This window comes from Acinetobacter sp. UBA3461 (assembly GCF_002381195.1).
Classification (GTDB): Bacteria; Pseudomonadota; Gammaproteobacteria; order Pseudomonadales; family Moraxellaceae; genus Acinetobacter; species Acinetobacter schindleri.
This window is the reverse complement of sequence record NZ_DFRO01000031.1, coordinates 1-20,432: the sequence shown is the minus strand read 5'-3', so window position 1 is coordinate 20,432 and position 20,432 is coordinate 1. Positions and strand designations below refer to the sequence as shown.

15 protein-coding genes and 1 pseudogene are annotated in these 20,432 nt (G+C 42.6%); 5 read left to right on the top strand and 11 right to left on the bottom strand.

All coding sequences use genetic code 11. The annotated features are described in order from the left end of the window. Positions 1 to 69 precede the first annotated feature (69 nt). The 11 genes from B3D47_RS09610 to B3D47_RS09560 all read right to left on the bottom strand — a co-directional run bounded on the left by B3D47_RS09610 (position 70) and on the right by B3D47_RS09560 (position 13,703). Entirely contained in the window at positions 70 to 840 is a 771-nt protein-coding gene (locus B3D47_RS09610; protein WP_376747602.1) for an OmpA family protein, read from the bottom strand. A gap of 7 nt (positions 841 to 847) precedes the next feature. Beyond that, entirely contained in the window at positions 848 to 1,807 is a 960-nt protein-coding gene (gene tagF / locus B3D47_RS09605; RefSeq protein ID WP_286861720.1) for a type VI secretion system-associated protein TagF, read from the bottom strand. 42 nt (positions 1,808 to 1,849) lie between these two features. Then, the gene (gene tssM / locus B3D47_RS09600) at positions 1,850 to 5,677 is read right to left on the bottom strand and encodes a type VI secretion system membrane subunit TssM (RefSeq protein WP_286861718.1); all 3,828 of its coding nucleotides are present in this window, start codon (positions 5,675 to 5,677) and stop codon (positions 1,850 to 1,852) included. A 47-nt stretch (positions 5,678 to 5,724) separates the two neighbouring features. Next, positions 5,725 to 7,155: a hypothetical protein gene (locus B3D47_RS09595; protein ID WP_286861716.1), complete on the bottom strand. Its 1,431-nt coding sequence runs from the start codon at positions 7,153 to 7,155 to the stop codon at positions 5,725 to 5,727. Next, on the bottom strand, positions 7,152 to 8,144 hold the full coding sequence (tssG, locus tag B3D47_RS09590; RefSeq protein WP_286861714.1) for a type VI secretion system baseplate subunit TssG: 993 nt from the start codon (positions 8,142 to 8,144) through the stop codon (positions 7,152 to 7,154). Before tssG ends, B3D47_RS09595 begins: the two co-directional genes overlap by 4 nt. Then, a complete protein-coding gene (tssF, locus tag B3D47_RS09585; protein ID WP_286861712.1) occupies positions 8,108 to 9,922 on the bottom strand; it encodes a type VI secretion system baseplate subunit TssF in 1,815 nt (604 codons plus the stop codon). Before tssF ends, tssG begins: the two co-directional genes overlap by 37 nt. 5 nt (positions 9,923 to 9,927) lie before the next feature. Then, positions 9,928 to 10,404: a type VI secretion system baseplate subunit TssE gene (tssE, locus tag B3D47_RS09580; RefSeq protein WP_286861710.1), complete on the bottom strand. Its 477-nt coding sequence runs from the start codon at positions 10,402 to 10,404 to the stop codon at positions 9,928 to 9,930. 75 nt (positions 10,405 to 10,479) lie between these two features. Further along, a complete protein-coding gene (locus tag B3D47_RS09575) occupies positions 10,480 to 10,983 on the bottom strand; it encodes an Hcp family type VI secretion system effector (protein ID WP_048882783.1) in 504 nt (167 codons plus the stop codon). 48 nt (positions 10,984 to 11,031) lie between these two features. Further along, positions 11,032 to 12,513 carry a type VI secretion system contractile sheath large subunit gene (gene tssC / locus B3D47_RS09570; RefSeq protein WP_286861708.1) on the bottom strand — a complete coding sequence of 494 codons (1,482 nt, stop codon included), beginning with the start codon at positions 12,511 to 12,513 and terminating at the stop codon, positions 11,032 to 11,034. After that, positions 12,506 to 13,009 carry a type VI secretion system contractile sheath small subunit gene (tssB, locus tag B3D47_RS09565; RefSeq protein WP_180184144.1) on the bottom strand — a complete coding sequence of 168 codons (504 nt, stop codon included), beginning with the start codon at positions 13,007 to 13,009 and terminating at the stop codon, positions 12,506 to 12,508. The genes tssC and tssB overlap by 8 nt, the downstream gene beginning before the upstream one ends. 28 nt (positions 13,010 to 13,037) lie before the next feature. After that, positions 13,038 to 13,703 carry a hypothetical protein gene (locus B3D47_RS09560; protein WP_257230425.1) on the bottom strand — a complete coding sequence of 222 codons (666 nt, stop codon included), beginning with the start codon at positions 13,701 to 13,703 and terminating at the stop codon, positions 13,038 to 13,040. A gap of 352 nt (positions 13,704 to 14,055) precedes the next feature. On the opposite strand from B3D47_RS09560, the gene tssH reads away from it, so the two are divergent. From tssH to B3D47_RS09535, 5 genes and pseudogenes are all read left to right on the top strand, one after another. Next, the gene (gene tssH / locus B3D47_RS09555) at positions 14,056 to 16,755 is read left to right on the top strand and encodes a type VI secretion system ATPase TssH (protein WP_286861702.1); all 2,700 of its coding nucleotides are present in this window, start codon (positions 14,056 to 14,058) and stop codon (positions 16,753 to 16,755) included. Between the two features lie 14 nt (positions 16,756 to 16,769). Beyond that, positions 16,770 to 17,876: a type VI secretion system protein TssA gene (gene tssA / locus B3D47_RS09550; RefSeq protein ID WP_286861700.1), complete on the top strand. Its 1,107-nt coding sequence runs from the start codon at positions 16,770 to 16,772 to the stop codon at positions 17,874 to 17,876. Positions 17,877 to 17,882: 6 nt separating this feature from the next. Further along, positions 17,883 to 19,247: a type VI secretion system baseplate subunit TssK gene (tssK, locus tag B3D47_RS09545; protein ID WP_163171375.1), complete on the top strand. Its 1,365-nt coding sequence runs from the start codon at positions 17,883 to 17,885 to the stop codon at positions 19,245 to 19,247. 5 nt (positions 19,248 to 19,252) lie between these two features. Continuing rightward, complete coding sequence (gene icmH, locus B3D47_RS09540) at positions 19,253 to 20,062, top strand: type IVB secretion system protein IcmH/DotU (RefSeq protein ID WP_286861696.1); 810 nt, start codon at positions 19,253 to 19,255, stop codon at positions 20,060 to 20,062. Between the two features lie 14 nt (positions 20,063 to 20,076). Further along, positions 20,077 to 20,432 (top strand): annotated as a pseudogene (locus B3D47_RS09535) (hypothetical protein); the annotation flags it as partial.

Sequence of the window (20,432 nt, the reverse complement as noted above, 5' to 3'; positions counted from 1 at the left end):
ATTTTAATTGGTGAATAACAACTATTAATAATACGATTATCTATGTTGTTGCTCAAGCAACTTATATTTTTAAAGTACTTCAAACTCAATCCTACGGTTTTTCTTTCGACCTTCAGCTGTGGTATTTTCCGCTACAGGTTTACTTGCACCTAAACCATCAGTACTGAGCAAATGTGCTGGAATATTTTTTTTGATTAAATAAGTCTTTACTGCTTCTGCACGTTGCTGACTCAATTGCAGATTTTGATGAGCATTGCCTGAACTATCCGTATGTCCAATAATCCGTATTTTTTTAGCACCCACCTTGTTTAAAGCAATGACCATTTCATCCAGGATCTGTGCACCTGAAAATGCTAATACCGCACTACCAGATTCAAACTCAATAATTCGATTCTTTAATGCTGCATCAATGATCTGCTGTTCAGCCTGATTGACTGAAAGCTGGGTATTTAAGCGGTAACTTGCTGGTGTTAATCCCTGAAATTTTGCTGTAATTTCCTGAATTTCATGAGGATTTGATACTTTACCTGTGAGCTGAATATCAGTACCTTTTACTGTTAATTTACCGTTTTTGACCTTTTTCAGATCTTCATGAATTACTGTACTGACTGTATTTGACCAGTCTGCTGGTGCGGTGACCTGACGGATCTGGATGCGGTCCACCACATTTTTCTGCCCATAAGTTGTATATAATTTACTCAGCATTTCCTGTTTGGTCATCTCAGTGGGTACAGCACCTTCAATAATGATCGGTTGCGCACACACTGAAAAACTCAATAAAAAGTATATTAAAATATTGATTTTAAAAATATATTTTATTTTCAAGTATTTGTTTTTTATTTTCATTTTATGCTTCTACAAATGTCTGTTTAAATAATCTAACGCCTTGAGCCAAACTCATCTGACGTTCACTTAAGGACTGTTCCAAGGCTGCCAAACCTGCAATATTTTCTAGATACTGATCAATCCAGGCTGCATTGATCAAGGATACCCAGTGTTGACTATCTAAGTTTTCGGTAAAAATATCGCTTAAAGCCAGTATATCTGCACCTTTAAAACCAAATAATAAAATAGGCTGTTCTTTATGTAATATACCAATCAACAGTTCTGTATGATGATATTGCAAAAACTGGCTGATCAGGCTGACCCAAAATGCTGCAATTTCATAGCAATAACTCATATTATGAATAGGTAAAATTAGCACTTTATTCAGGCGACTAGTACCTTGCTGAACAATCGGTTGCAACAATAAACCCAATCCAATCAGGCTCTGTGCCAGCTGATAGGTACTCAGATTCATCAGCTTAGCAAATGAATGAATTGTATGATGTTGATAAAATTCCTGCGCTTCTTCTTGGCTGGGGACCAGAATCTGGTTGCTCAGCTTGCTTAGTTTATCTAGCAAAATATCAGTATCACGAATGGAACGCATTACCCGGTTACATTGATAAAGCTCAACCAGAGCCGATTTGTAGCACAATGGCGAATACATGATATTTTCAAATGGTTGTTCATGCTCAATCAGATGACTGAGTATCATTGGAAACTGCCGCCCTGAACTGTCTTCACTGGCAATTAAGTTAGCCAGCAAAAACAGTTTTTCTTGTGGATTGGCAATAAAGAAATCCAGCGCGGGTAATTGCGCATAGGTCTGCTTGAAATCTGCCTTCTGCATGGCAAACTCCAATGCTTCCGTAATCCACTGATCAATCAGTTGAATGAGCTGATATTGTCCACGTGACTTGAGAAAATCGCCACGTGCTGGACATTTACCATAATAAAGTAGTGTGGTTTTTAACTCATGCATTACTCACCTCCACCATTTTCTTTAACTTGAAATGAATCCTCATCATGGTACAGCTGCTCCCGTATTAGCTAATGCCGTGGCCGGATTGTGTACCGATACAGGAACACTTTGCGCAGCCACGACACGTACCGATTTATTGGAAACGACCTGATCCATCAGTTGCAGGTTGGCATAGTTTGGCTGTCCGCCGATAGAACTGGCATTCTGGCCACTGACCAGACGGAAGTTTACTTTTACCAGGAGTTCCGGGTCTTCCTTGCTCTTCCAGACCATCTCAAAATTGCTGCCTTTTTGGGTACGTTGTGCACTTTCAATCAGACGGTTAATGCCATATTCGCCCGGTTCATCAAAAATGGTATGCGTTTTCCCCTCAAGATCCACTAGCGTAATGCGTGCGCCTGGAATCGCGCCCGGATTTGGCCAGACAAAGTTCACCCATTGCTGTATGCCATTTTCAAACAGCATGCGTTGCCCATCGATATCAAAGGTATAAGCTAAAAGCTGAGGATTTTCCAATGGATAGAACTGGAAATTGGACTGGCTTGCAGCAGGAGCTTTACCCTGCCCCTGTTTTAGTTCGCCTGTTGCAACCCCATGAGCAGGTGCGACATAAGTCTGGAAATTTGCTACAAAAGCCGGGTTCAGACTGATTCCCAGATCCTGCCAGGTTTTTGAGGTCAAGGTATAGCCACGTCGGATCACCAGTGGATCCAGATGTTCTTTCACAAAGCGTGCAATACTGCCACTTTCACCAAAAATCTGGTTAATTTCATTGGAAGTGGCCTGTAAGGTTGCCTGACTGCTAAATGGATATTTTTGAGCCAGATTCTGGCTAAATGGCTGATAAGATTGCATGGTCCAGAGCTTGTTTATTTCAGCTTGTGCAGGAACCAGCAGTCCCTCAAAGGATTGGGTTAATGGTGCAACCAGAAGTCTTTGTAACAGTTGCTGATCCAGCTCTGTCGTCCCCGCCGCCATTTTCTCTGCCACAAATTTTTGGCTGGTGTTAAAAATGGAGTTCTGTTCATGAATGGTCTGTTTGACCAGAGCCATACTGGCAGGACCAATATCACCTGAGCTTTTTAGATCATTGAACTGGCTACGGATTTTTGCCATTGACTGCATGTAACCATCCAGAAGCGATTGATTCTGCAGATCATCGCGCTGACGTACCATCTGATAGAACATCTGGAACTCACGTGCAATCACACCATGCCCTAACGGGCTATTGGCCTGTTGCACTTGCTTCGCTTCATCACGATTCAGCACTTTGCGCTTAAACCAGGCAATAAAGCCTTTTTGCGGCACTGCCAGTTCTGCCTGAACCATCGGATTATCCCAGCTGGTCTCTTGGGCCACACGTTGGATCAAGATACGGATTGGAGAATGTTCCGGTTCGCCCAAGAGATCCATCTGCTTGATCTGCTGATTGAAATCGCCTGCTTTGGCATAATGAATCGCGTTCAGGAATTTACGCCATTCTGCAATATATTCTTTCTTATAGAGCTCAGTCAGTTGACGACGGATCTGCTCAGGACTACCACTAAAGCTGAGATCATCAGATTGCGTGGTATTCAGCACCCAGTCCCGACTATCGGTTGTGCTGCTCGCTGCCTGCTCGATGGCTTCCTGTACATAACCTTTCCATGCCGGATAGGTATAAATTCCCGGCAAAGCATAGCTTCCCAACATGGCATTCTGGTTGGTTTCACCCAGAATCTGTTTGACTGTCATTGCGGGGAAACGCACGGCCGCACGACTCTTGATTTCATTATAGACACGGTCACGTGCAGAAATACCGGTGGTAATCGCTGTCAATATCTGACGGGTCTGATCCACCAATACTGCATCAGAATTCAACTGAGGGAAACTGTTTCGTCCTGACAATGTAATGGCATAACCCAGAATCTGCTCGGCTTTCTGGAGCATTTCACCCCGCGGTATTTCACCGCGGTTTTGTTCCAGCCATGTGCGCCAAAAACGTGTCAGCTGATCACTTAAATGACTGGAATCCATATACTGGCGATTGCTCAGCATCAGATAGGTTTTTAAGGCATTATAAGCATCCTGAGGATTCTGGTCTGAAGGTTCAGAAGCAATCTGGCGGCCTTGCGCCACATGATTCATTTTCACCTGAATATAATTTTCTTTTAGCACCGCTTCATTTGCCTTAACACGTTGCAGATACTGTGCAATCTGCTGCTGGGTAGGCTGAAGCACTAGCTGTTCAATACCCTTAAGGTATTCAGTTTCCAGTTTTTCTCGAATCTGGTTACCCTGATATAAACCAAAGCTGTATTTCAGTGGACGGTCATGATCAAACTGATCCAGTTGCTGCAGATGCCCCTGTAAAATCATTAAGGCATCCAGTTGATGGCTCAGTGAACGGTTTGCTTGTGCCTGTATCTGCACCACTTTGTTCAGGTCGGCCTGAACTTCGGCAATGAGCTGTTGGTTATTGCGATATGACCATAACCATAAACTGAGGACAATCGATACCCCAAGAATTGCACCGATAAAGGCCATAAAACGCTGCCGCTTTTTCGCAGGATTAATATGCTGACGTACCAGATGCTTGTCTTTCAGGATCACATTGGAAAACAGGCCTTTCAGGAAATAACCGTGATTCTGGGAAACCGACTGTTTCGGCAAACCAATGTCACTGTCCTCACTGTGGATTAGGTGAAAATCATCCGCGATCTGTTCCGTCATTGGACTTTCAATCACGCCATCCTGTAAGGCGCTGGTAAAGTAAAAGCCACGGAAAATAGGTTTAAACTGGTACGGATTTTCCTGGAACAGTGTAGAAATAAAGGTTTTTAGCACCGGTTTCAGGCTCTTAAATTCCAGTGGAAAAGTCATTACACTTGGAGAAATATGCTGTGAGTGCCGACGGCTCAAATGCGTTGTACTGACACTTTTCAGACCATCGTACAAAATGTTGTAATGCTTCTCAAACAGCTCCAGCGCCTGCTCGCTGGAATTTGCCGCATATGGTAAAGTCGCCCCCCAAACCTGATCAAATTCCTGTGCATCATAACAGTCAAAAAATTCGGTAAATCCGGCAATCAGGTCCATTTTGGAAAAGACCAGATACACGGGAGCAAAGACTTCCAGACGTTCGGTTAGATCCTGAATACGGGCACGCAGATTTTTGGCTAATCTAATGGATTTTTCCGGACTCTGGCTGACCAGCTCGGCAATACTGACAATGACAATCAGGCCATTCACGGGTGCCTTTGAACGATTTTTCTTGAGAATATTCAGGAAACCGAGCCATTCGGAATGGTCCTCAGCATAGACCGAATAACGCCCTGCCGTATCTAGTAAGACCCCTTCGGTCGAAAAAAACCAGTCACAGTTACGGGTCCCGCTTAAGCCGGAAGACACCATCTGTTGATGATGTTCTTCAAATGGAAAACGTAAACCGGAATGGTAAATGGCCGAGCTTTTACCAGCTGCCGGATTGCCAATCACCATATACCAAGGCAGTTCATACAGTGCCGTATTCCCCTTACGATCTCCAAGTCTGGACTTGCGGATCAGTTGAATTGACTCCTTCATCTGCTGCTGGATCAACTGCAGTTCTTCTTTATTCTTATGTTTGTTCTGTTCAGTTTCGGTTGTACTGGCAATAGCCTCGGAAAGTTCCTCGCCTTTTTTGGCATGCTGATAATGCTGGATCAGTGTATAAATCCCCCAGACTACCAGGATCAGACTATAAACCGTCACCAGCATCCAGAACACACGGTCCGATACAGTGTTTTTCATGGAAATAATCACCACGAAAAATGACAATGCCATCATCACTTTTGGATTGGTCACATACTGCCAGACATATCCCAAGATCGTATAAAATAATGTATTCACTGTAATCTCTTATATTTCTTTATTATCTTTCAGGTTTTTAAAATTTTTCAGGCCGCATTCTGTTCTAGTTCCTCAACCATATTGACAGGTTGACAGACAAAAAATGTCTGAGGATGCTGCACCGTATAGGCCAATGTAATGACATCATCATTCATTTGCATGCACAAAAATATCCCAAACAAGGCTTTCATCTCTACCGTACTGCCCAGATAAGAATGGCAATACAGGCCGTGATGCAGTTCTATCCCAGCTGTACCTAAATACTGCTGAATTTTTTTAGAGGTATTGATCTGTAATGGATCATCCAGCAATAGTACAAATGCGGCTTCCTGCTGCAACTGTTCAGCAAAATTTGGACATTGTTGCTGTAAATATTCACTAATATTTTTGACATGCTTTAAGGTTTTAATTGATTTAATTTCCATTAAATCTTCAATGTTTAACTGTGGAGCAGACAGGCATATACTCGCGGCATATTCTCCCGGCAGATATTGTTCCGACTGCCATAACTGCTGTTCCAGCCACTCCTGATCAATTTCAGACTGTACTGCAATCACCAGACTGACCTGTTCATGTTGCTGCTGAATATCATTGAGCAGATTGATCCAGAGTGCATAAGTATTGTGATGATCGACATAATGGAACTCGACATGAATCTGGCGCTGCACAATTTCATATTGCTGTTCTAGCTGTTCAATCAGCGCCTGTTGTGCTTGATCTGGCCAGATATGGATCAATGCTGCTGGCAGCAGAATATGCAGATTCAACTTATTTAATCGTGCCACCTGCTCAAATGAGGGTTCTATTTCATTCTCTTCATCAAACTGTTCATTGATCCAGCCCGGATGCATACGGTATTCATAAGCGGTTTCTGCATCATAGAACATCGCTGACTTTCTCAGATGTGTGGCAATGTGATACAGACTTTCAGCATGTTGCTCCATCTGCTGCTGGATCAGCAAACTGATTCGTTGCAGCCGCATGCTGTGCAGAGTGTCACCCTCTTCTGCTTCGGTTAACAATTCATCCAGATGTCGGATGCGATAAGAAAGGATCGGCAGTCCATAGTGATTGACCAGGGTTTCATCCAGTTCCGGGCTTTTGAATGCCTGCATTGCGTCAATAATTTCATGATTTTCACCAAAGCTATGGATTGCTGCGGATGAATAGATTTTTAAAGTCTGCTCTTCAACCGGTTTATCTTTATTTTTCTCCAGTTCACTTTGCTGTTGTAGCTGTTTTTCTTGATTTTCAGCGGCTTCTAACTTTTCTGCTTTAGCTGTCTGATAAGCTTTCAGCGATGTATAAATCAACCATGGGGAAAGCAATAACAAGCCGGAAAAAACCGGCAGCAGAATAAAAAACTGCAGCATCTCCATAGCCGTCGGATCATACTGCACATCGCGCCAGTAGTAGATCACCAAAGCGCTTGTCAGCAGGATGAGTGCCAGAATGGTTGCAACAATGGTCTTGATCAAGCTGCTCTCCCCATCAGGCTATAACAGGTTTCCTGATTATCTGCAGCGGCTTTTGGCATCAGAAAAGCACCTTGTCCCAGCCCGGCACTTTGATCACCGAGCCGAATTGGACAGATTTCAGCCTTGCTTAATACCAGACGCAGATCCACCATCAAGGTTGGGCTGCACCAGGTTGAAATCATCTGCTTAAGTTTTTCGCTATATTTTTGCTGCGGCAGAAAATCTAGATAGTCCTGACGACTCAAAGGACCAATCACGATTTCAATTTTTTCATCAATTTGGGTCAGCACTTCGCCACAGAAAGTATTGATTCCCAGTGATGCAGGATTTGATCCGCCCAGTGATGCTTTTGGCGCAGTATCCAGCTTAAACTGCTCAGGTAAATATTCCCTGATCTGAACCTGATGCCTGAACATGCAACCCAGCATAGTTTTCAGCACATAAGCACTATTATTCTGTCCCTGCATCAGACCGGAAAATTCAGCAAAATAATCATCCAGATGTTGCTGCTGATGCTGTTCACGCACATAGCCATTCAGCGCATGCAGAATTTCTAGATAATGATTATCCTGCTCAATTTCATACCGCACCGGAAGATGATAGTGAATTGAAGCTTCGATATATTGCGCGGTCAGTTTATGGTTAAATAACCCGAGAAAATGCAGGGTTTCCTCACGCTGCTGACGCGGGCTTTGCTTGATACGGTAGGTATAGGTATAAGGCAATATTCCCTGTGTCCCGGTCAGACCAATCATCGGACTGGTCAGCTGAATTTTCTGATCTGTCCATTGCAGAGACTCAATTTCAGATTTGGGGAAATTCAGATTCAGCGAGCTAGCAAAACTAAAACTCTTGCTCCAGTTTTTTGAGTGTTTCTGCTCAGGATAATGGCGCAGCAGACGTGTTGCCTGCACCAGTTCAAAGCGGGTGGGCTGCTGATACAGCTGTTCTACTACAGAAGCTTTTTGCCACCAACGTTCTGCACGCATTGGTATACCTCCTGTTCTGTTGCTGCATCAATCACAATCATTTCTACATAACTGTTCATTTGCACTTTCAGATTAAAAATATGATTGAGCAATTGGGCAAAGATATACAGACTCGAGCCTCGGAATGCTTCACTCTCGATTTTGACCTGCGCACGAATCCCACGAACAAACAAAGGAAATGGTTTGTGTTCCAGTAATTTCTGACTAAGTGAAAAATCAATCGATTGGATTGCTGCAATAATTTGCTGATTTTCCTTGGAAGCCGGCAGGTTATACAGCTCCAGCAATTCCTTCAGATGCGTGACTGCATCGCCTTTCATCAAGGACAGATTATTCAAGGAAAGATGGGAAATGATGCGCCATTGTTCTTTTTGGCTCTGCTTAAATTGATAAGGTAATGATGGGCGCTTCAACAATAGTCCGCGTCGAGCTAATTGACTGTCATTCAAGCTGAGCGCATTCTGATCCTTATTATAGCTTTCATAAGGCAGATCACGATTACAGCACAGCAACTGGCTACTGATAAAATCAGAAGAAGTATTCTGCGGTTCCAGACTTCGAGAAACTACAGAAAATTTCAGGTCATTCTTTTGCGTACTGGCAATTTCTGGCTGCAGATGATAATAAAATTGTGCGCCGTCATGCCGGTAATGACTCATGGCAAAAAATGGCAAGACCTGATGAGCAACCTGTTCTTTATCAGTCTTTTCACGAATCAGGTTCATCTCGGAGACAGCATATACCTGATAATATTCAGGATGATGCGCATCTGAAAGGAGTGGATATTCCAGTCGCTGATGATTGATCTTCTGCGGTTCGGCCTGTTTTTCAAACAGGTTAACCACTGGCGTCACGAACAGCTTGAAATTGGAGAGATTCAGTTCTGAATAATTGCGAACCGCAGCCTGATCATTCAGGTTCATTTTAAAGTGAATATACAACTCAAAATTCGATGTATCGACTTCGATCTGATGGAGAAAATCCAGATTCAGGTTCAGGAAACTGAACTTGTCTGGAAAGCAGAAATATTCCAGTAAGAGTCGATAAGCCTGATGGGTGTGCTGATCAACCGGCATTATACTCTCCTCCTCGCTAAAGCCTGATAGCTCGAAAGGATTTGAAATTTTGATTTCCTGGCCATTGCCCTTTAACGAAAACTGGGTTTCTGTCTTAAAAACCTGATCCAGCATCTGTAAAGGGAAACTGGAAATCGCATCCAGATAAATCGGTAGCTTATGCTTTTGTAGTAAGTTCAACTGATGATTAAAAATTTCAAAGCCCAACACGAGCGTCGCATTACGGTTCAGATGAATGTGCGCCGAAGGATGGGTTTTAAAATGGACTGATTTCAATGCAATTGGCAGTAAAGCCACCTCCTGCACCGTCCGGTATTCACACTGCACACCACGCACACTTTTGGATTTAAGTGAAGTATGTTTCGGGATCAAACGTACATCAGTCAGTTGTTTGATTTTATTTGCATCTTCAAAACTGACCATTGAACAGGCTGGAAAAGGCTTTAGATACTGGGGAAACATCACCTCAAAAATCGAACGGGTAAATATTTCATAGCTGTCATATAGCTTTTTATCAATCCGTGCCGAGATCAATGAGAATGCCTGAATCAGGCGCTCAATATGCGGATCGTCAATCTGTTCCTGATTTAAAGACAGGCGTTGGGCAATTTTTGGATATTTATTGGCAAACTCACGGGACTGCTGGCTAAATTCCTGCAGTTGTTTTTCGTAATAAGGTAATAATTCTTCAATCGCGCTCATTCTTATTATGATCTTGGCAAAATAACATATTGTTGTGTGGTCGGTTTTAATAAAGCATCAAAAACTACAGGCTCGTATAAAGGATGGATATTTAAATAGGCCTGAATACTTAAGCACAGGCTACCCATATTGTTTTCATCTAGCAGCATTTCCACCCAGACATGCTTAAGCCGTGGTTCATGTGCTGAAATAGAAGCTTCAATCGAGCGACAAATCTTGTCACGATCCATCGGATTTGCAGTCGATAAGCCCACAAAATCAATAATTCCAAATTGCAGAATGGAATTTTTGACCAGCATATAATCATCAATTACATGGTTGAGCGTGGCCATACGGCTGTTCAACAGATCTTCCAGATCTGCCGCAACGGCTTCACGCAACTGTTGAATCGACATACCCTGTGTACGAGTTTCATCCTGTGGCAGTAGTCGATCAAACAAGGTCGAACGGAATCCATAAGAATAAAGCTGATCCAGATTCATGTGTTTCCATCATCCATTTGATATTTATTCATTCAGATAGAGGCCTGCAGATGCAAGCCTCTAAATTCAGAAGCATTAAGCAGCGTAAGATGCCGTATTATTGGATAATGACCATTTTTTGGTTACGGCACCTTTCTGTGTACCGTTGATATCCTGCTGGTTATAAGTCCACTCAACCGCAGCATATTTCAGACCGAACGCTTCAGTCGGTACACCTTCTTCATTCACGCTTGGCATGACTTGAGAAACCAGAACATGTTTCAGTTTAATCTGTAAGTACTTGATACGCTTGTCGCCGTTGGCACGGTAGAAGTCAATCTGAACTTCATCAAAAGTATAACCGGCAGAACATGCTTCCCAAAGTTTCGGGCTGGTAGCATCCAGATCTTTGACAAAAATCATGTCAGAATGTTCTACACGCTCAGCGGTATGACCACCCACACTTGAAGACGTCGCAGATTTTGGCTGGCGAATATTGTGTGACCAGGAATTTACTTCAAGCCAACTTTTATGTTCAGAATCGCGTGATTCACCATCGACTTTATATTTGCCGCGAAATTGGACGTATATGTCTTTCATTGTTATTTTTATCCTGTTTTATAATCAATAATAGAAAATGCAACCGACCTAATTGCTCGATTGCGGCAGTTCAGTGACAAGTCGCAGGGATACTGATAACTCATCAAGCTGAAAATGTGGTCGTAAGAAGACCACTGATTTGTAGTGACCAGGTTCAGCTGGATTTTCTACAACCTTGATTGACGCTTCACGCAAAGGATATTGCGCCTTTGATTCCTGAGAGGCGCCGTCATCCAGTAATACATATTGAGATAACCAGTCATTCAGGAAGGCTTCAACATTGCCTGCAGAAGCAAAACTTCCCACCTTGTCACGCATCATCGCTTTTAAATAATGTGCGATACGTGAAACTGCCATGATGTACTGAATCTGGATCGATAAAGCAGAATTGGCATTCGCGGCATCATTGTCATATTTTTTCGGCTTCTGAGTCGATTGAGCACCAAAAAACGCGGCATAATCGGTATTTTTGCAATGCACTAGTGGTATAAAACCAAGATCACTCAGCTCTTTCTCGCGTCGGTCCGTAATCGCAATTTCGGTTGGACATTTGAATACCACGTCACCGTCATGCGTTTTAAAGGTATGTACAGGAAGTCCTTCAACCAGGCCGCCGCCTTCGACACCACGAATCGCAGCACACCAGCCATGCATATCAAAAGCATTGGTTAAGCGGGTAGCAAAAGTATAAGCTGCATTCATCCACAGATATTCGTGATGATCTTCACCCGATACTTCTTCTACATAGTTAAAACCTTCGGTCGCTGTTCCTTCTTTCGGATGATATGGCAGACGTCCTAATACACGTGGCATGGTCAATGCAACATAGCGTGCATCATCACTTTCACGGAATGAACGCCACTGTACATATTCAGCAGTTTCAAAAATCTTGGACACATCACGTGGACGATCGATATCGGTAAATGATTCCAGCCCGAACATGCTTGAGCTGGCTGCAGAAATAAATGGTGCATGCGCTGCTGCTGCCACATGTGAAATCTGTTCCAGCAAATACATGTCTGATGGCGTCCGATCAAACTCGAAATCACCAATCAAGGTAGCATAAGGTGCTCCACCAAAAGAGCCATATTCTTCTTCATAGATTTTCTTGAATAAGGTGCTTTGATCAAAATCAGTGGCACTTTGGAAATCCTTAATCAATTCCTTTTTGGTAGTATTCAACATCCGGATTTTAATCAAAGAGTTGGATGGAGTTTCCTGACAGAAATAATATAAGCCACGCCAGGTTGATTCAATCTTCTGGAATGCTTCATGATGCATGATCTTGCTCAGCTGGGTTGAAATCAGGGCATTGATTTCAGCAATACGCTTGTCCAGTGCAAGGGTCATGTTATCGGATACAGTAATTGTTCCTGCCATGACTTCACGTGCCAGTTCACCAATCAGACTTTTGGCACGGTCATGCTCTTCATCGGTACGGGCGATACGGCTACGCTCGACGATAGAGTCAAGTAATGAGTATTCTTCAACATTCAGGTGTTCAGCGGTTGCTGCATTTATATTACTCATGCTCCGCCTCCACACTCATCTTGCGGATCTGATCAGTACTTTTTAGTACTTCATCCAGGAGATCTTCCAGACGTTCATTATTGGAAATTTTATTACGCAAATCTGTTAAACGTTCACGTGCTTCAACCAGTCGACGTAATGGAGCTACCTGCTGCACGACCTGTTCTGGCTTAAAGTTATCCATGGAATTGAAGGTCAGATCCACAGACATCTTGCCTCCCTCTTCGGTCAGGGTATTTTCAACCTGAAAGCTGGCCCGTGGTGCCAGAGACTCCATCACTTCATCAATATTGTCTAAATCTACATTGATAAATTTCTTGTCTTTTAGCTTGGTTTTTTCCAGTTCAGATGCTGCTGAAAAATCTCCCAGCACGCCGACTACAAAGGGCAACTCCTTGACTTCGCGGGCATCCCCAACTTCTACATCGTAAGTCAATTGCACACGCGGTGGACGAATCCGCTGTAATTTCTTCTGTACACTTTCACGCTTAGCCATATTGCTGATTCCTATGAATTATTTTTTATTAGTTGCTTCGAAGTGCGCCAAATGGGTTGGAGCTAGACTGGACATTAGGGAGGACGACCGGCTCTATTCTCTTGGCGACAATATTCCTGCTCGACGTTTCTTTTGTTTGACTCCGTACAGGAGCATTTATACGTGTTTTAGCCGAGCTGTTTTTTTTATTTGCCGTGGTCACCGTTTTTTTCTTGTTGCCTGAATCCTTCTCTGCCCTTAGAGGCATAACCGTGACGGGTTGGGATAAACGTACATTGTCATTAAAAACTTTGGTAATAGCGTAGGTTTCTTCATTCAGCGGACGGATTTCTGTAGTGCGCATATAGTTCAGGGCATGATTAGAAATCGCAACACCAGCAAGGAAGCTAATATCTGTTAGTTGACGTGTTATGTAATTTTCACGACTTAACTGATCTACTGCTTGAAGTGCTTTCAGATGCAGACCACGATCCAGATAAAGTTGAGCAATATCGGCTTTGATTTTATGCTGTAAATTAAAATCTTTCCGAGTGGCTTTGGCACAAAGCTGTTCATACTGTTGCAGGATTTCTGGATCAGTATCTCCTTCGGCCAGTGGATGAACTTTAAGACATGATTTTTTTAGGGTTGCAGCATGCGTCTGCATCAGACTCATCGTGCAGACAGCCAGCATCAGCACGAGTATGTAACTCATATTTTTTTTCAAAATTAGCCTCAAACTTTTCTTTTTCTGGTTGTTTAATTTTTTACTTGAAATGACTTTTCTGTATTTATTATTTAAAAATCATCTTGCGAATTTAACAAAAAATGATCACACTAAGTCAACAACAAAAATTGACTTTTGTAAAATATTTTTTAACAGTCTCTAAAAAAATGTTAAAGATTATATGACTTTTATTCTTTTAAAAACATATAAATATTAGGGTAAAATTGATCAGAAGAACTGATTCAATTGCAGTCATGCAAATAAATAACAACAACAGCACCATCCTATCTTTCAAACCTTAAAAAGATTGTGCCTTGTAAAAATAAATAATGAGAAATACATGAATAATCTGAAAATTTTAATTACTAAATTATCTGATCATGCACGTTTATGTCTTAAGAAATCTGCCAACACCTGTATTCATCAGCAAAATTACGAAATCGAAATTGAACATTTTTTTCTCGAATTACTCTCGCATAACCAGCTAAATGATGTCCAGTTATTGCTTAAAAACTACAAACTTTCTAAAGAAGCTCTGCTAGATGATCTAAAGGAAAGTTTATTTCAGCTTAACAAAGGCAATTCGCGCATCCCTATTTTTGCCACGTCAATTATCCGCTTACTTGAGCAGGGTTGGCTACTGGCCTCCGCTGAAAAAGAACCCGTCATCCGTAGTGGTCATCTGCTTGTGGCTTTACTGACTGCGTCTGAACTGTCTCAAATTGCAATGCGTTCATCCGCAATTTTTGAGCTGATTCCAATTGATACAATGAAGCATCAGTTCCTGGATTTGTGCCAGGACAGTATTGAAAATGTGTCAGCTCAATTAGTAACGTCTCAGCTAGTAGTCCATCAAAATGCTGAAACGACTGCAAAAAAAACTCCTGCACTGGATCAGTACACGATTAATCTGACCCAGAAAGCTATTCAAGGAAAAATTGATCCAGTGATTGGGCGTGAATTTGAAATTCGTTTGATGCTGGATATTTTGATGCGCCGTCGTCAGAACAATCCGATTTTGACAGGTGAGCCGGGAGTCGGCAAGACGGCTGTAGTGGAAGGATTGGCTCTCAAAATTGCCCAGCAACAGGTCCCTGATGCCCTGAAAAATGTGCAATTACATGTGCTGGACATGGGGCTGTTACAGGCAGGCGCCAGTGTCAAAGGTGAATTTGAGAACCGACTGAAACAAGTAATTCAGGAAGTACAAAGTGTTGCCTATCCAATCATCCTGTTTATTGATGAAGCGCATACCCTGATTGGTGCGGGTGGCCAGGCCGGTCAGAATGATGCTGCGAATTTACTCAAGCCAGCACTTGCACGAGGTGAATTACGTACTATTGCTGCAACCACGTGGGCGGAATACAAACAGTATTTTGAAAAAGATGCAGCGCTCAGCCGCCGTTTTCAGGTCGTCAAAGTTGAGGAGCCGACAGAAGCAGTCGCGATTGATATGCTGCGCGGCATGATTCCAGTAATGGTTCAGCATTTTAATTTGCAGATTGATGATGAAGCGATTATTGCTGCGGTACATGCGTCGCATCGCTATATTAGTGGACGTCAGTTACCCGATAAAGCAATTAGTGTCTTAGACACTGCCGCCGCACGCGTTGCACTGACTCAGAATACTCAACCGGCACAACTCGATCAACTGCAGGCACAATTGCATAATCTGGAACTGGAGCATAAATTACTCACTCAAGAAAACCAGAACCTGCCCATTCATCATGAACGACTTAATGATCTTTCAGTAAAAATTGTAGTGCTTCAGCACAGCATCCAATGTCTGGAAGATCAATGGCAACATGAATTGCACCTTGTTCAGCAGATCCGGCAGTTTCAGGCACAAGACCAGGATGAAAAATCCAGTCAAAAAATTGCGGCGTTACGTGCAGAACTAGTTGAAGTACAGCAAAAAAATCCACTGGTCTTTGAACGCGTCAATGTCAGCATCATTCATGAAATCATTTCGGATTGGACGGGTATTCCAGTGGGTAAAATGGTTAATGATGAAATCAGGCAGGTATTAGAGCTTGAAAACCGTCTGGCACAGCGTGTGATGGGGCAAGATTATGCCCTGCAGCAACTGGTACAAGGCATTAAAACTTCTAAAGCCAGACTGGAAGATCCGAATAAACCCCAAGGTGTGTTCCTACTGATTGGTCCAAGTGGTGTTGGAAAAACTGAAACTGCCCTCGCCCTGGCAAATGAATTGTATGGTGGTGAATCACATCTGATTACCATCAGTATGTCAGAATATCAGGAAGCCCATACTGTTTCTTCATTAAAAGGTGCGCCTCCAGGCTATGTCGGTTATGGTCAAGGTGGTGTACTGACTGAAGCTGTTCGCCGCAATCCATATAGCGTGGTGTTGCTGGATGAAATTGAAAAAGCGCATCGTGATGTACAGGAATTATTCTATCAGGTCTTTGACAAAGGTATGCTAGAAGATGGTGAAGGACGGCTGATTGATTTTAAAAATACCACGATTTTACTGACGTCTAATGTCGGATCCTCTGCCATAATGCAGGCCTGTCTGAATCATCAACCTGAAAACTGGCCAAGTGCAAAGGAGCTGATCGAACAGCTTAAACCTAGTTTATATCAGCAGTTTAAACCGGCGTTCTTGGGACGTATGCAGATCGTACCGTACTTCCCGTTGCATGATGATCTACTACTCAAAATTATTGAACATAAACTCGGTAAAATTATTCAGCGTGTTCAAATGCAATATAAAACCGAAGTCACTTATAGCGGCGATCTGTTAGAACTGATTTTAAGCCGTTGTACAGAAGTGGATAGCGGTGCACGTAATGTTGACCATATTCTGAATGCCAGTGTATTGCCTGCTTTAGCCACCGAAATTTTAATGGCACTCAGTGAAGAAAAAGTGCCTGAGAAAATTCGGATTGAGGTTGAAAATGATGAGATTACTTATCTTTTAGATCAACAGCAACCGAAAATGAAAACCAAACGCACCCGAAAAAAAGAAAACGGATGCCGTATAAAGCCAGATTTAAAAATTAGAGAAAAAGAATAAGTTTCAGGTGAAGAATGCCCCTAGATATTGAACAACTGCTTGCCCCCATCTCTGTTCATCGGCCCTGTGGTGAGGACTGCTCATTTTCAAATGACTTTCATGCCATTAAAAAGGCCAGAACTCAAGATGATCCTTTGCTGGATCAAGGTGACTGGATCTCTGAGCCACGTCAGGCAGACTGGCATTTTGTATTGAATAAATCGGTTGAGCTCTTAAGTGAAAAAACCAAAGATCTGCGACTTTACACCTGGTTAGCTGAAGCTTGGGCAAGAACTCACGGATTTGAAGGAATTTCCCGTGGCCTGGAACTGAGCCATCGAAGTATTCAGCAATATTGGCCGGATTTACATCCTTTAATTGAGGAAGATGATTTAGATCAGCGCCTGGGTTTACTGCAAGGCTTAATCAGCCAGATTCCAGCGTTGATGAAACAGGTTCCCGTGGTCAGTCAGGCACCGTTTTATCATTTGGGAAATTATGAGGCATTTTTACATCAACAAAATATCCGGCTGCGTCAAAGTCAGCAGGATGAAGGTCATGAATCTCTAACTGGCAATGATGAACTTCACAACTTCGAGCAATTGCTACAGGCAACCTCCCGTTCTGTACAAATCCAAAACTACCAGCAGGTTTTGGATATTCATCAGCACTGGCAGCAACTCAAAAAAAACCTAGATGATTTATTGGGTCTGGATGCACCGAGTTTTTCTGGAATAGATGAACAGGTTGATTCCATTATTGCCCTGATTAAACGCCTGTATAAAGTGGAACAGATGGTACATCAAAATAATGAAAACTTATTACAGCCGAAAGAATCAGCAATTCAGCCAGGTTATACGGATACAGTCTCTGCTGTTGCGCAGATTCAATTCAGATTACAGCCACAAAATCATCTGGCCAACCGGGAACAGGCGCTGAAAGTCTTAAATGAAATTGCTAATTATTTCCAGATACATGAACCGCACAGCCCGGTGAGTTATATGCTGCAGAAAACCATTCGCTGGAGCCAGATGCCGCTACACGAATGGCTGGCACACGTGATTAAAAATGAGAATCCCCTGGAACAGGTGCAAGAGTTACTAGGTGTACCCGATATGAATAATTCGAATAGTGAGTGGTAAGACTGAATGTTTAAAGCAGAAAAAGTTCTTTGGGGGGAAGGTTTATTTTTACGACCTCAGCATTTTCAGTTACAAGATGCCTATCATGAACAACGTCTGAACCAGATGATTCAGGCAACCTTTCCTTTTGCCTATGGAATTCAAGTGATTGAATTTGATGAAGCCCAATTCAGCATGAATATCATGGCACTCAGCCGGATTGAAATGGTCTGGCAAGATGGGGAAATTTATCGTGCACCTTCACAGGATCTATTACCTGAGCCCGTGCAACTAGAAAGCCTGAATCTGCGTACAGAAATGGCTATTTATCTTGCTTTACCGATGGTTCAGGCAAGTAAACAAAATCTTAATCATGAAGATAGTTCACAGTCCAGCCGTTATCATTCCCATTTAAGCTCGACTCATGATCTGTTTACCAATGCCGCTACAGCTGAAATTACCCTGTTACGCCGTCGTGCGGAATTCAAGATTTTTGAAATCAGCCAGGAACCTGAACAGGCCCTCGATGGTTATTTTTATATGCCGATTGCAACAATGAAACGCCAAAGCTCAGGGCATTTTGTGCTGGATCATAAATTTATCCCACCGATTCTGCATATCGAAGCCTCAGAAAATCTACTGAATAATCTGAAGCGGACTTTGAATATTATTCGCGCCAAAATAAAAACTATTCAGAACAACAACCGTGAAAATGAACAAAAACTGATTGAATTCCGTTCTGGCGATATTGTGTCTTTCTGGTTGGTGAATGCACTCAATACTGCCCATGCCACTCTAAATCACATCCTGCAATATCCACGCATTCATCCAGAACGTCTCTATTCCGAATTATTGCGTCTGATTGGATCATTACTGACTTTTTCAACCACGTATGCTGTCGACCAGTTACCGCAATATCAGCATCATCATTTACAGGACAGTTTTGGCCAGCTGGATGTCATTTTACGTGAGCTGCTGGATACGATTATTTCAAACCGCTATATCAGTATTACCCTGAAAGAAACCCGCCCATCTTATTGGGTGGGGAGTCTTGAAACAGACAAAATTTCCCGGGATACCCGTTTGTATCTCGCGGTATCCAGTAGTGTAATGCCAAGCCATGACCTGATTGCCTATGTACCGATACGCTTCAAAGTAGGCAGTACGGTTGATGTTGAACAGCGGGTCATTGCCGCTTTACCCGCAGTGCCAGTTCAGCATCTGATTCAGGTGCCGACCGCGATTCCGGTACGTTCAGGTGTGAGCTATTTTGAGATAGAACCGAATAATGAACTGTATCAGCGCATGATTGAGTCCGAGACCATTTGTGTCTATATCCCGAGTGGGTTCCAGGACATTTCAATTGAGCTGATTGCTGTAGTAAATGGATAAAAATAATGAATAGTCTAAATAATGCCCCTTCACTATTTGACGACGGACAAATTGGCACCGGTTTTACAGCTATAACAAATACAGATACACATCCACACTCAGCGACTGCCAGTCTAGTCGATCTGTTACATGATGGATTCTATGTGGTATTTCTGATTCGTAATCAGTATGTACCTTCCGATTTGGAATCCTTCCGCCAGAAAGTACTGGATATGCTGTCACGTTTTGAGACTCAGGCGAGAAAACTGCAATTTTCTGCTGAAGATATTCATGATGCAAAATATGCCTATTGCGCATTACTCGATGAAACCATCGTGACCCAGCAAGCTCCGCATTTTTTTGATCTGCAAAATTTCTGGATGATGAGTCCACTCCAACTAAGTCTGTTTGGATCACAACTGGCAGGTTATCGTTTCTTTGAATACATGGAAGAAATCCGCAATAAAGACAAAGAACGCCTCGCCGTTCTTGAAGTCTATCATTACTGTTTATTGTTAGGCTTTCATGGAAAATACCGGATTGAATCGATGAGTCAGCTGAATAGTCTGATTAGTCGGGTCGGTGATCAAATTGATTATCTCAAAGGGAAAAAAGCCTTTTCTCCTTTTTCCGCTATTCCGGATCAGATTAAACACATCATTCATCGCGAATTACCATTTTTCTGGATTTTGATTTTCTGGCTGCTCTTTGCGTTGGCAAGCTTTATGGGTTTGCACTATGTATTGTCCAAAGACCGCCATGCAGCATTCGCTCAATATCAAAATGTGATTAGTGTTCCTACGGAACAGGCTTATATCACCATCCATTTACCGTAAATATTGCACCGACTATGGCATATCAAAATAATAAACATATTCGTATTTTACAGCCTTTAACGCCTCTGTCTCATTCTCCGCAATTTTACTTATTGAGCGGATTTGTGCTTGGAGTGCTATCAGTAGGTTTAGTTTTGCTCGGTTATAATTATTATCAGGATCATAAAGACATCACTGCTGCACAATTAACAGCAGAAAACGAGCAAGGTGCAGACTCAAGCCATACGGTAGAAAATGAGCAGCTTATTCAAACAGCCAGTGCGCCGTCGGATCAGGAAAATATCCAAAATCTAGAAGATGGTTTTGATCAAAATATTGACAACATGTTTAAGGTAGCAAAGCCAGCAAGTGCAAACGAGCCTGCAAATAC

Excerpts from the sequence above, each read along its gene's own strand:
- tagF (WP_286861720.1), bottom strand. The coding sequence starts at position 1,807 with ATGCATGAGTTAAAAACCACACTACTTTATTATGGTAAATGTCCAGCA.
- tssG (WP_286861714.1), bottom strand. The coding sequence starts at position 8,144 with ATGCGTGCAGAACGTTGGTGGCAAAAAGCTTCTGTAGTAGAACAGCTG.
- tssF (WP_286861712.1), bottom strand. The coding sequence starts at position 9,922 with ATGAGCGCGATTGAAGAATTATTACCTTATTACGAAAAACAACTGCAG.
- tssE (WP_286861710.1), bottom strand. The coding sequence starts at position 10,404 with ATGAATCTGGATCAGCTTTATTCTTATGGATTCCGTTCGACCTTGTTT.
- B3D47_RS09575 (WP_048882783.1), bottom strand. The coding sequence starts at position 10,983 with ATGAAAGACATATACGTCCAATTTCGCGGCAAATATAAAGTCGATGGT.
- tssC (WP_286861708.1), bottom strand. The coding sequence starts at position 12,513 with ATGAGTAATATAAATGCAGCAACCGCTGAACACCTGAATGTTGAAGAA.
- tssB (WP_180184144.1), bottom strand. The coding sequence starts at position 13,009 with ATGGCTAAGCGTGAAAGTGTACAGAAGAAATTACAGCGGATTCGTCCA.
- B3D47_RS09560 (WP_257230425.1), bottom strand. The coding sequence starts at position 13,703 with ATGAGTTACATACTCGTGCTGATGCTGGCTGTCTGCACGATGAGTCTG.
- tssH (WP_286861702.1), top strand. The coding sequence starts at position 14,056 with ATGAATAATCTGAAAATTTTAATTACTAAATTATCTGATCATGCACGT.
- tssA (WP_286861700.1), top strand. The coding sequence starts at position 16,770 with ATGCCCCTAGATATTGAACAACTGCTTGCCCCCATCTCTGTTCATCGG.
- tssK (WP_163171375.1), top strand. The coding sequence starts at position 17,883 with ATGTTTAAAGCAGAAAAAGTTCTTTGGGGGGAAGGTTTATTTTTACGA.
- icmH (WP_286861696.1), top strand. The coding sequence starts at position 19,253 with ATGAATAGTCTAAATAATGCCCCTTCACTATTTGACGACGGACAAATT.